General features: G+C 71.6%; 11 protein-coding genes and 1 pseudogene. 6 read left to right on the top strand and 6 right to left on the bottom strand.

Features of this window, described 5'->3' with window-relative positions; all coding sequences use genetic code 11:
- Positions 1-54: 54 nt before the first annotated feature.
- Positions 55-387 (bottom strand): hypothetical protein, encoded by a 333-nt coding sequence (locus tag AC07EG_RS37915; RefSeq protein ID WP_478258105.1) that lies wholly within the window; start codon positions 385-387, stop codon positions 55-57.
- Between the two features lie 130 nt (positions 388-517).
- On the opposite strand from AC07EG_RS37915, the gene AC07EG_RS37910 reads away from it, so the two are divergent.
- The gene (locus tag AC07EG_RS37910; protein WP_478258104.1) at positions 518-1,741 is read left to right on the top strand and encodes a multidrug effflux MFS transporter; all 1,224 of its coding nucleotides are present in this window, start codon (positions 518-520) and stop codon (positions 1,739-1,741) included.
- Here AC07EG_RS37910 and AC07EG_RS37905 read toward each other — a convergent pair.
- On the bottom strand, positions 1,738-2,952 hold the full coding sequence (locus AC07EG_RS37905) for an NAD(P)/FAD-dependent oxidoreductase (RefSeq protein WP_478258103.1): 1,215 nt from the start codon (positions 2,950-2,952) through the stop codon (positions 1,738-1,740). The two genes, AC07EG_RS37910 and AC07EG_RS37905, sit on opposite strands and share 4 nt — an antisense overlap.
- A 138-nt stretch (positions 2,953-3,090) precedes the next feature.
- Between AC07EG_RS37905 and AC07EG_RS37900 the strand changes: the two genes are divergently transcribed.
- From AC07EG_RS37900 to AC07EG_RS37885, 4 genes are read left to right on the top strand one after another with little or no spacing between them, the layout of a single operon-like run.
- Positions 3,091-3,294, top strand: coding sequence for a hypothetical protein (locus tag AC07EG_RS37900; RefSeq protein WP_478258147.1), 204 nt, complete (start codon positions 3,091-3,093; stop codon positions 3,292-3,294).
- 33 nt (positions 3,295-3,327) lie between these two features.
- Positions 3,328-5,295, top strand: coding sequence for an SDR family oxidoreductase (locus tag AC07EG_RS37895; RefSeq protein WP_478258102.1), 1,968 nt, complete (start codon positions 3,328-3,330; stop codon positions 5,293-5,295).
- 14 nt (positions 5,296-5,309) lie between these two features.
- Complete coding sequence (locus AC07EG_RS37890) at positions 5,310-6,116, top strand: ABC transporter ATP-binding protein (RefSeq protein ID WP_478258101.1); 807 nt, start codon at positions 5,310-5,312, stop codon at positions 6,114-6,116.
- Between the two features lie 14 nt (positions 6,117-6,130).
- Positions 6,131-6,787, top strand: coding sequence for an O-methyltransferase (locus AC07EG_RS37885; RefSeq protein ID WP_478258100.1), 657 nt, complete (start codon positions 6,131-6,133; stop codon positions 6,785-6,787).
- On the opposite strand, the gene AC07EG_RS37880 is transcribed toward AC07EG_RS37885, so the two are convergent.
- The gene (locus AC07EG_RS37880; protein WP_478258099.1) at positions 6,777-8,582 is read right to left on the bottom strand and encodes a transglycosylase domain-containing protein; all 1,806 of its coding nucleotides are present in this window, start codon (positions 8,580-8,582) and stop codon (positions 6,777-6,779) included. The genes AC07EG_RS37885 and AC07EG_RS37880 overlap by 11 nt on opposite strands.
- 184 nt (positions 8,583-8,766) lie before the next feature.
- On the opposite strand from AC07EG_RS37880, the gene AC07EG_RS37875 reads away from it, so the two are divergent.
- A complete protein-coding gene (locus AC07EG_RS37875; RefSeq protein WP_478258098.1) occupies positions 8,767-8,994 on the top strand; it encodes a hypothetical protein in 228 nt (75 codons plus the stop codon).
- Here AC07EG_RS37875 and AC07EG_RS37870 read toward each other — a convergent pair whose 3' ends face one another.
- The 3 genes and pseudogenes from AC07EG_RS37870 to AC07EG_RS37860 form a co-directional block, all read right to left on the bottom strand.
- The gene (locus AC07EG_RS37870) at positions 8,995-9,726 is read right to left on the bottom strand and encodes a FadR/GntR family transcriptional regulator (protein ID WP_478258097.1); all 732 of its coding nucleotides are present in this window, start codon (positions 9,724-9,726) and stop codon (positions 8,995-8,997) included.
- Positions 9,727-9,929: 203 nt separating this feature from the next.
- A complete protein-coding gene (locus AC07EG_RS37865; protein WP_478258096.1) occupies positions 9,930-11,303 on the bottom strand; it encodes an L-serine ammonia-lyase in 1,374 nt (457 codons plus the stop codon).
- A gap of 14 nt (positions 11,304-11,317) precedes the next feature.
- A pseudogene (locus AC07EG_RS37860) lies at positions 11,318-11,500 on the bottom strand (lipoyl synthase); the annotation flags it as partial.

Raw genomic sequence — 11,500 nt, 5'->3', positions numbered from 1 at the left:
GTGCGCAGCGGGAACACCCGTCGCCGCGGCGACGGGTGCGAGGACGTGGATCCGCTAGCGCGAAGGCGGGCCGCGGGCGCCCGCCGGATCACCGGGGTGGCCGGGATCGGCGTGCGGTGGCGCGATGTGCTCGGTGCGGTGCTCGACCGGTGCGGGCGGTGCCGCGGCCTCCGGCGGCAGCACGGCTATCTGGGTGAAAACCGGCGCGGGGGCGGACCGGCTGGTGAGCGGTTCCGGCAGGGGTTCGGCGGCCAGCGAGCCGAGGTGGTGCGGCTCGTGCACGACCGGCGTCCCGGTCGGCGCCGCGGCGATCCACAACTGCACGACCAGCAGGAACAGGATGAGGGTGGACCGGTGGCGCGTGCGGAACGCGTCGCTTCGGCCCATGCTTCCCTTCGGTTGGGTGCACTACAAGCGTACCGGTCTCCCAGCCCAGTGCGGTGGCTCACAGCCGGGAATATTTAGTGGCGCTATGCAAGTTAGCGGGGGAAGCTGAGTTCGACGGCGGGGAGCGTGCATGAGTACTACCGAACAGGTCCAGGCGGTCGGGGGCGTGCGCCCGAGCAAGCAGCGGGGCCTCGCGCGGTACGTGCTCATCCTCGGCGGGCTGTCCGCGTTCGGGCCGCTGTCGATCGACATGTACCTGCCCGCGCTGCCGGTGATGACCAGCGACCTGCACACCTCGGACGCCACCCTGCAGCTCACGCTCAGCGCGTTCATCGTCGGGCTGGCGATCGGCCAGATCGTGCTCGGCCCGCTCTCGGACGCCGTCGGCCGCCGCAAGCCGCTGGTCGCCGGACTGGCGATCTACGTGGTGGCCTCGGTCCTGTGCGCCCTCGCCCCGACGGCCGGCCTGCTCATCGCCGCGCGCACGCTCCAGGCGGTCGGTGCCGCGGCCGGCATCGTGATCGCCAGGGCGACCGTGCGCGACCTGTTCTCCGGCATCGCGATGACGCGGTTCTTCTCGATGCTGATGCTGGTCAACGGCCTGGCGCCGATCCTGGCGCCGATCGTCGGCGGCCAGGTGCTCAACTTCACCTCGTGGCGCGGGGTCTTCGTGGTGCTGACCGTGTTCGGCGCGCTGCTGATGGTCGTCTCGGCGTTGTTCCTGCCCGAACCCCTGCCGGTGGAGCACCGTCGTCCGGCCCGGTTCAAGCCGATCATGCGCACCTACGGCGGGCTGCTGCGCGACCGGAACTTCGTCGGCTACGCGCTGGCGTCCGGCCTGCTGTTCGGGGCGGTGTTCGCCTACATCGCCGGTTCGTCGTTCGCGCTGCAGGACGTCTACGCGCTGAGCCCGCAGCAGTACAGCCTGGTGTTCGGCCTGAACGGCATCGGCATCGTCGCGCTGGGGCAGGTCAACGGCCGGGTCGTCGGCCGGTTCAGCGAACGCGCGCTGCTGCGGTTCGGCCTCGGCCTGGCCAGCGTCGGCGCGCTCGGCGTGCTGCTGGCGACCTCGCTGCACCTGCCGCTGGCGGTGCTGCTGCCGCCGTTGTTCCTGCTGGTGGCCAGCATCGGCTTGATCATGCCGAACGCCACCTCACTGGCGATGGCCGAGCACCCGCGCACGGCCGGGTCGGCGTCGGCGCTGCTGGGCGTGCTGCAGTTCGTCGTCGGCGGGCTGGCCACGCCGCTGGTCGGCCTGGGCGGTCAGGGTTCCGCGGTGCCGATGGCCGTGGTGATGACCGGGTTCACGCTGGCCGCGCTGATCGCCTTCCTCACCCTGCCGAAGCGCCCCTAACCGAACTCCCCGCGGCGCAACTGCTCGTCGGTGACCGGGGTGCCGCTGTCCACCAGGTGCTCGAGCGCGTCCCCGTGGTCCCAGACGTTGACGTTCATGGCCGCGGTCACCCGGGCACCGTTCAGCCAGAAGGCGATGAACTCCCGCGAAGCCAGGTCGCCGCGCACCACCAAGCGGTCGGAGGCCGGGTCCGCGAGACCCCGGTACTCGCAGCCCAGGTCGTATTGATCGCTGAAGAAGTAGGGGGTTCGCCGGTACGGTTCGTGCTCGCCGAGCAGGTTCCCGGCGACGTGTTCCCCCTGGTTCTTGGCGTTCGCCCAGTGTTCGACCCGGATGCGCCGGTCGTACCCCGGGTGGAAGTGGGAGGCGACGTCCCCGGCGGCGTAGACCTCCGGCGCCGCCGTGCGCAGGGTGGCGTCGACGCAGACGCCACCGTCCTCGGCCAGGTCCAGCCCCGCCACCTGCGCGAGCCCGGCCTCCGGCGCGGCGCCGACGGCGAGCAGGACCACGTCGGCTTCCAGCACCGCGCCGCCGGTCAGCCGCACGCCGGTCACCGCGCCCTCGTCACCGACGAAGTCCGCCACCGACGTGCCCAGCCGCCACCGCACCCCCTGCTCGGCGTGCAGGTCGCGGAACACCCCGCCGACCTCGGCGCCGAGCACGCGCTCCAGCGGCGTGGCCTCCATGCCGACCACCGTCACCTCGGCACCGTGCCGTCGCGCGGCCGCGGCGGCCTCCGAACCCAGCCAGCCCGAGCCGATGACGACCACCCGGTCGGCCTTGGCGAACGCGGCCCGCAGCGCGAGCGCGTCGTCGAGGGTGCGCAGGGTGTGGATGCCGGCCAGGTCCGCGCCCCGCACCGGCAGCGAGCGCGGCCTCGAACCGGTGGCCAGCAGCAACCGGTCGTACCGGTGCTCCCCGCCGGCGGCGTCCAGCACCAGCCGCGCGCCCAGCTCCACCCGGGTGACCCTGGTGCCGAGCCGCAGGGTGATGTCGTGCTCGGTGAAGAAGTTCTGGTCGCGGACCCAGTCGGGTTCCTCGGCCTCGCCGAGCAGCAGCCCCTTCGACAACGCGGGCAGCTCGTACGGCCGGTGCGCCTCCGCGCCGAACAGCAGCACCTCGCCGCGGTGGCCGCGGTCGCGCAGCGCCGCGGCGGCCCCCGCCCCGGCCAAGCCGCCGCCGATGATCACGATCCGCCGGGGTCCGGACATCACCCGCTCCTTCGCGCGTTGGCTCCCCCATCGACGGTAGTTCTTTCGGGTCACCCGCGTCACGGCTCCGAACGGTGTGCATCCCAGTACCGAGGAGGCGAGTGCGAAATGCGACATCGACGCAAGGCCCGCCCGGCCGTGGCCGCGCGGGACGAATGGGCGGTGAGCTGCCGGGACCTGTCCGGCCGCAAACGCGATCTGACCGTTTTCGTCAGCAGCGACAGCGTGGTGCTGATGGCTCCACCGGGTGAGGCGGCGGTGCTCGCGCCGCTGGACGTCGGGCGGCTGCGGGCCGTCCTGCGCGACGCGGTGGTGACCGTCGCACAGAACGACACGGAGTAGCTTACCTACTCGCCAGTAGGTAAGCTCCCCGGCATGACCAGCTACTTCGTCACCGGGGCCACCGGATTCCTCGGCAAGCGCCTGGTGGCGCGCCTGCTGACCAGGCCGGGCACGGAAACCGTGTACGCGCTGGTCCGCGAAACCTCGCGGGCCGGGTTCGCCGCGCTGTCGCAGCGCTGGCCGGACACCGCTCGGCTGGTGCCGGTGACCGGCGACCTGACCGAACCGGGCCTCGGTGTCGACGCCGGAGCGCTGGGCCGCATCGACCACGTGGTCCACCTCGGCGCGGTCTACGATTTCACCGCCAGTGCGCAGGCCAATCGCGAAGCCAACGTGGACGGCACGCGGCACACCCTGGAACTCGCCCGTGCCACCGGCGCGCGGGTGCACCACGTCTCCTCGATCGCCGTCGCCGGGGATCACGCCGGGCGGTTCACCGAAGCCGACTTCGACCTCGGCCAGAGCTTCTCCTCGCCGTACCACGCGACGAAGTTCGAGGCCGAGAAGCTGGTCAGGGAAAGCGGGCTCTCGCACACCATCTACCGGCCGTCCGCGGTGGTCGGCGACTCGCGCACCGGCGAGATGGACAAGGTCGACGGGCCGTACTACTTCCTCCCGGCCATCTCCCGGCTGGCCGCGCTGCCCCGGCGGCTGCCGCTGGCCGGGCCGCACCTCGGGCACACCAACCTGGTGCCGGTCGACTACGTGATCGCCGCGATGGACCACCTGATGCACACCGAACTGCCCTCGGGCAGCACCTTCCACCTGGCTTCCCCGCGACCGCAGTCGCTGACCGAGGTCTACAACGCGTTCGCGCGGGCGGCAGGCGGCCCGCGCATCGCCGCGCACGTGCCGGGCGCGAACCTGCTGCGGTCCGCCGGGCACCTGGCCGCGACCGGGGTCGACCGGCTGCCGGGCGGCCGGTCCGCCCGGCGCGCGGTGCTGGAGGAACTCGGCATCCCGATGCAGGTGCTGCCGCACCTGAGCACGGCCGTCCGGTTCGACACCGCGGCGACCACCGAAGCGCTGGCCGGCAGCGGCATCGAACTGCCCTCCCTGCACGAATACGCGAAACCGCTCTACGACTACTGGCTGGCCAACCTCGACCCCGACCGCGCGCGCCGCGGTGCCCGCCTGCGTGGCCGGACGGTGCTGGTCACCGGCGCTTCCTCGGGCATCGGGAAGGCGTCCGCGCTGGCCATCGCCGAACGCGGGGCCAAGGTGCTGCTGGTCGCCCGCCGCGGGGACGAGCTGGCGCGGGTGCGGGACCAGATCGTCGCGGCCGGTGGGCAGGCCGCCTGCCACCCCTGCGACCTGACCGACGGCGACGCGGTCGACGCGCTGGTCAAGGACGTGCTCGCCGAGCACGGCGCGGTGGACATGCTGGTGAACAACGCCGGCCGGTCGATCCGGCGGTCGGTGCTGCTGTCCACCGAGCGCTTCCACGACTTCGAGCGCACCATGGCGATCAACTACTTCGGCCCGGTGCGGCTGATCCTCGGCCTGCTGCCGTCGATGGCCGGCCGCGGGTTCGGGCACGTGGTCAACGTCACCACGCAGGGGCTGCAGACCGACACCCCGCGGTTCTCCGCCTACCTGGCGTCCAAGGCGGCGCTGGAGGAGTTCGGCCTGGCGGCCGGTCGCGAAACGCTGTCCGACGGCATCACCTTCAGCTCGGTGCGGATGCCGCTGGTGCGGACCGACATGATCGCGCCGACCGGCCTGTACCGCACGCTGCCCGCGGCCAGCCCGGAAAGCGCGGCGAAGCTGGTGGTGAAGGCGCTGGAGCAGCGGCCGGAGATCGTCAGCCGTCCCGAAGGCACCGCCGCCGAACTGGCCACCCGCGCCGCGCCCCGGCTGGCGCGGTTCGCCGCGCACCTGGTCTACCGGGTGGTGCCGGAATCGGCGCCGGAGGCCCGCGGCCACCGTCAGCGCCCGCCGCTGGCCGCCGTCGCCGGTGCGCTGACCCGGCTGGCCTGGCGCCGCGGCACCGGACAGTAGGTTAGCCTAACTTGGTGACCACGATCGCTGACTCGAACCGGCTGCGTTCCGATGCGCTGACCCTGGCTTACGACGGCCGGACCGTGGCCGAAGACCTCGCGGTCGAGATCCCGGACAACTCCTTCACCGTGATCGTCGGGCCGAACGCCTGCGGCAAGACCACTCTGCTGCGGGCGCTGTCCCGGATGATGAAGCCGCGCAAGGGTTCGGTCTACCTGGACGGGCAGGCGATCACCTCGCTGCCCGCCAAGCAGGTCGCGCGCAAGCTCGGGCTGCTGCCGCAGAGTTCGATCGCGCCGGACGGCATCACCGTGGCCGACCTGGTCGCCCGTGGCCGGTACCCGCACCAGAAGCTGCTGCGGCAGTGGTCGGCGGACGACGCCGAGGTGGTCGCCGAGGCGATGGCCGCCACCGGGGTGGACGGGCTGGCCGAGCGGCTGGTGGACGAGTTGTCCGGCGGGCAGCGGCAGCGCGTCTGGCTGGCCATGGCGCTGGCCCAGCAGACCGACCTGCTGCTGCTGGACGAGCCGACCACGTTCCTGGACATCGCGCACCAGATGGACATCCTCGACCTGTGCGCGGACCTGCACGCCAAGCAGGGCCGCACGCTGGTCGCGGTGCTGCACGACCTGAACCACGCGGCCCGCTACGCCACGCACATGATCGCCATGCGCGACGGCCGGATCATCGCTTCGGGCACCCCGGACGAAGTGGTCACCGCGGCCCACGTGGAGGAGATCTTCGCGTTGCCGTGTTCGGTGCTGCCGTGCCCGGAAACCGGCACGCCGCTGGTGATCCCCAAGGCGAACCGCCGCGGCTGAGTAGGTTGGCCGGTATGGACCAGCAGACTTGGACCGCCGTCGACCAGTACTTCACCAGCGCCCTGCTCCCGCCGGACCCGGTGCTCACCGCCGCGCTGGAGGCCAGCGACCGCGGCGGGCTGCCGCCGATCGCGGTCTCCCCGCTCCAGGGGAAGCTGTTGTTCCTGCTGGCGAAGCTGGCCGGGGCGAAGTCGATCCTGGAGATCGGCACGCTCGGCGGGTACAGCACCATCTGGCTGGGCCGGGCGCTGCCCGCCGACGGCAGGCTGATCACCCTGGAGTACGAGCCGAAGCACGCCGAGGTGGCCAGGGCGAACCTCGAGGCGGCCGGGCTGGCCGACCGGGTGGAGGTCCGCGTCGGGGCCGCGCTGGACACGCTGCCGGAGCTGACCGGCCCGTTCGACCTGGCGTTCATCGACGCGGACAAGGTGAACAACCCGGCGTACTTCCGGTGGGCGCTGGAGTACTCGCGGCCGGGCAGCGTGATCGTGGTGGACAACGTGGTGCGGGGTGGCGCGGTCACCCGGGCGGACAGCGAGGACCCGTCGGTGCGGGGCGTGCGGGAGCTGCACGAGCTGATCGCCGGGGAGCCGCGCGTGGACGCCACCGCGTTGCAGACCGTCGGCGACAAGGGTTACGACGGCCTCACCGTCGCGCTGGTCACTTCCTGAACGCCCGCCAGATGTTCGACGGCAGGGTTTCGCCGGTGACGCGGTTGTTGGCGGCGTCCCGCAGGCGGCGTTCCTCGTCGGCACCCACCCAGACCACCGTGGACAGTCGAGCGGCCGGTGCGGCCAGCCAGGCACCGGCGTTGTCACCGGTGTCGCCGAACCGGTGCGAGCCCGCCTTCGCGACGCCGTCTTCGCGGCGCAGCGCCTCGAGCACCCCCGCGGCGACCCGGGGTTCGACGGCGGGGGTGGCCGCGCCCTGGTGTTCGTAGAGCACCGTGCCCTCGCCGTCGAGGACCCGCTGCACGAAGTACGGCTCGGCCCGCTGACCGCCGGCGGCGAACGTGCCGTAGGCGGCGGCGAGGTCCAGCGGGCGCACCGGGTAGGCGCCGACGGCGATGCCGGGCCCGATCGTCACCCCGTCGGGTTCCCGCAGCGTCGGCGTGCCGTCGAGGTCCGCGGGAATGCCGGCGTCCCTGGCGGCCTGGCTGACCGCGGCCGCCCCGAAGCGCCTGGTCATCTCGATGAACGGCGTGTCCACCGAACTCCGGACCGCGTCGCGCACCGAGCATTCGGGCGCCCCGCACCCGGACTCGTTCTTCACCGTGCGGCCGCCGTAGTCCAGCCTGTCCGGTGCCGGGTACCTGCGGTCCAGGTCCTCGCCCTGCCGCAGTCCGGCCGCGACGACGAACGGGTGGAACGCCGAGCCGGGTGGCTGCGGTGCGGCGGCGTAGTCGCGCACGCCCCACCGGCCGCCCTGGTAGGCCCGGATGGCGCCGGTGCCCGGTTCGACCGCGACCAGTGCGGCACGCAGGTGATCGGGCTGACCGGCCAGCTGGTCGGCGACGGCCTTTTCGCCGTTGGCCTGGGCACCGCGGTCCAGCGTGGTTTCGATGCGCAGGCCGCCCTGGCGCAGCCGGTCGAGGCCGAAGCCGTGCTGCTCCAACTCGGCCAGCACCCGCCGTTTCACGTGGTACTCGGAGTAGGTCAGCCGTCCCGCCCGGGTTTCGGCAGGCGGCACGACGGCGTCGCCGGGGTAGCGCATCTCCGCGCGCTCGGCTTCGCTCACGTAACCACGCGTGACCAGCTTCTCGGCGACGTAGTTCCAGCGCTTCTCGGCGTGTGCGTGGCTCGACGCCGCTGGGTCGTGCGTCGACGGCGACTGGATCATCCCGGCGAGGAAGGCCGCTTCGTTCCAGCCGAGTTCGGCGAGCGGCTTGCCGAAGTAGGCGTTCGCCGCCGAAGCCGGGCCGAAGGTGCCGCGGCCGAAGGAGATGATGTTGACGTAGCTCTCGAAGATCTCCTCCTTGCCGCGCTGCTGGGTGAGCTTGGTGGAGAGCACCAGTTCGGAGAACTTGCGGAAGTAGCTGGCCTGGTCGTTGCCGGTGGAGTTCTTGATGTACTGCTGGGTGATGCCGGAGCCGCCACCGACCCCGGTGACCGCGGCCCGCAGGATGCCCAGCGGGTCGAAGCCCTCGTTCTGCCAGAACGTCGGGTCCTCCACCGCGATGATCGCGTCGCGCAGCTTCGGCGGCACGTCGGCGTAGCGGACGTAGAGGCGGTCACCGTCTTCCGGTACCACCTTCATCAGCTCGGACCCGTCGGCGTAGGCCAGGCTGGCGGTCTTGTCCAGACCGGCGAGCACCTCCTGCGGGCTGCGCACGTCGAGCACCAGGTAGGCGAGCACGAAGGCGGTCAGCGGCAGCAGGATGACCAGCGACAGCACCGCGTACCCGATGCGCCGGACCCGGCGCCAGGTGGTGGGCTGCTCCGCGGTCTCCACCTCGTCGTCTTCCACGTCTTCAAGGACGCTTGAACAACTCCGGAGTTGCGTCCGGCGTTGTTCAGCCGCCGTTCGCCTTTCGCGGAGCGGGCATTAACCGGGCCCGGACATCCTTTGCCAAGCGGGCCGAATTGCGGTGAAAACACCGGAAAGGGCAGCTCGCGGATTTTCTGGGGTGATTTCAGATATGCGTGAAAAGGTGGCCAAAGGGCTTGCGATTCTCGGCCTGGTGCTGACCGCGGGCACCGTTTCGGCGGGTACCGCGGCGGCGACCCCGCTGCGGTACTACGACACCTTCTACGGGGAGAACGCCTGGTGGTCCTGCCTGCAGCGGGGTTACCAGGGCATCAGCAACGGCGAGTGGTACGACTCGCAGTGCCGCCAGGGCAACGGCTGGGTCGATCTCTACATCCAGGTCGCGCCGTAGTCAGTTGAGGAAACCGCGCAACAACGACGCGGTTCCGTCGATGTGCTCGGCCATGACGCGGCGCGCCATGGCCGGGTCACCGGCGAGAATGGCTTCGACCACGGCTTCGTGCTGGGCGTTGGAATGCTCGAGATTGGGTTCGAGCAGCGGGATTTCGTCGAGCAACTGGTTGACCCGCATCCGCACGTCGGCGACCGCGGTGGTCAGCGATTTGGAGGCGGTGACCTCGGCGATCGCCAGGTGGAACCGCGAGTCGCGGCGGCGGTAGTCGGCCAGGTCGCTGGCCGAGGTCTCGGCGAGCGTGCCGGTCAGGTGCTGGCGCTCGCCGGGGGTCAGCGACCGCGCCGCCGCCATCTCGGCGGCGCCGGTCTCCAGCACGTGGCGCAGGCAGAGCGTGTCGTCGAGGCGCTCGGGATCGATCTTGCGGCCCTTGCCGCGCGGGGCCGGCAAACTGGCGTTGACGAAGGTCCCGCCGTACCGCCCCCGCCGGGACTCCACGTACCCGGCGTCGGCCAGCGCCCGGATGGCCTCCCGCAACGTCACCCGGCTGACGCCGAGGCGCTCGGCCAGTTCCCGCTCCGACGGCAACCGCTCACCCGCCCCGACCACGCCGAGCCGGACCGCCTGGAGCAGCCGCTCCACCGTCTCCTCGAACGCGTTGCCCGCCCGGACCGGCCGGAACAACGCCTCCCCGGCACTGGCGACCACCGGACGCTCGGGCTGCGCACTCACGGCACCTCCGCTTTTTCGCCGGACATGCGGTGAGGGTAATCCAGGCACCCGGCCGGTGGGCCAAGCGCGCTATCCCGGGCTGCGGTTTTGCAGGTGGCCGCCCATCTCAGCAACGCACGCCGGTTCGGCGGCACTGCGAACCACCGCATCCTGGCGGAGTTCGTGGGGCGAGGGCCGGTGTCCCGGCGGAGTCGCTCCGGCGGTCAGCACTCGATGACGTTGACGGCCAGGCCGCCGCGGGCGGTTTCCTTGTATTTGATTTTCATGTCCGCCCCGGTTTCCCGCATGGTTTTGATGGCTTTGTCCAGGGTGACGACATGGCTGCCGTCGCCGCGCATGGCCATTCGGGCGGCGTGGATGGCCTTCGACGCACCGACGGCGTTCCGTTCGATGCACGGGATCTGCACGAGGCCGCCGACCGGGTCGCAGGTCAGGCCGAGGTGGTGTTCCACGCCGATCTCCGCGGCGTTCTCCACCTGCGCCGGGGTGCCGCCGAGCACCTCGGTGAGGCCGGCCGCGGCCATCGCGCACGCCGAGCCGACCTCGCCCTGGCAGCCGACTTCGGCGCCCGAGATCGAGCCGGTCTGCTTCAGGATCGAGCCGAGCGCACCCGCGGTGAGCAGGAACGTCACGATGCCGTCCTCCGAGGCACCGCGGATGAAGCGCTGGTAGTAGTGCAGCACGGCGGGGATGATCCCGGCGGCACCGTTCGTCGGCGCGGTGACCACCCGGCCACCCGAGGCGTTCTCCTCGTTCACCGCCAGCGCGTACAGGCTCACCCAGTCCATCGCGTACAGCGCGTCACCGACACCGTCTTCGGCTTCCAGCTTCTGGTACAGCGAACGCGCCCGCCGCGGCACCTTCAGCCCGCCCGGCAGCACCCCGTCGTGCTCGCAACCGGCCCGCACGCAGTCGGCCATCACCTGCCAGATCTCCAGCAGCCCGGCCCGCACCTCGTCCCGCGTCCGCCAGACCAGCTCGTTGCGCAGCATGATCTCGCTGATCGGCAGCCCGGTCGCCACGCAGTGCGCGAGCAGGTCGGCCCCGGTGCGGAACGGGTACGGCAGCTCGGTGCTGTCCTCGACCACCACGTGGTCGCTTTCGTACGACTCGTCCCGCACGAAACCGCCGCCGACCGAGTAGAACGTGCGCGACCGCAGCACCGCCCCGTCGGCTCCGAACGCCTGGAAGGTCATGCCGTTCGGGTGCGCGGGCAGCGACTTGCGCCGGTGCAGGGTGAGATCGGTGTCCGGGTCGAAGTCGATCTCGTGCTCACCGCGCAGGCTGATCCGCCCGCGTTCCCGCATTCCGGCGACCACCTCCGGTACCCGGTCGGTGTCGACCGACTCCGGGCGTTCACCGGCCAGGCCGAGCAGCACCGCCTTGTCGCTGCCGTGGCCGTGGCCGGTGGCGCCGAGCGAGCCGAACAGCTCCGCCTTGATGCGCACCGTCGCACCGAGGTCGCCGTCCGCGGCCAGACCGTCCACAAAGGTCAGTGCGGCCCGCATCGGCCCGACCGTGTGCGAGCTGGACGGGCCGATGCCGATGGAAAACAGGTCGAACACACTGATCGCCATTGATCCGCTTCTCTCTACCGGCTCAGGAGGCTGGTGGCCTCCTGGGCGGCGGGGCCCTGCGCAGCCAGGTGCGCCAGGTTCTCCGGCAGCTCCTCACCGCGATGGGCCTTGGTCTGCGCGTACAACCGGCCCGCCCGATACGACGAACGCACCAGCGGACCCGCCATCACCCCGGCAAAACCCATCGCCTCGGCAGC

The organism is Amycolatopsis sp. NPDC045836 (assembly GCF_056431745.1).
The sequence above is the reverse complement of the archived record's forward strand: the minus strand, read 5'-3'. Positions and strand labels throughout refer to the sequence as shown.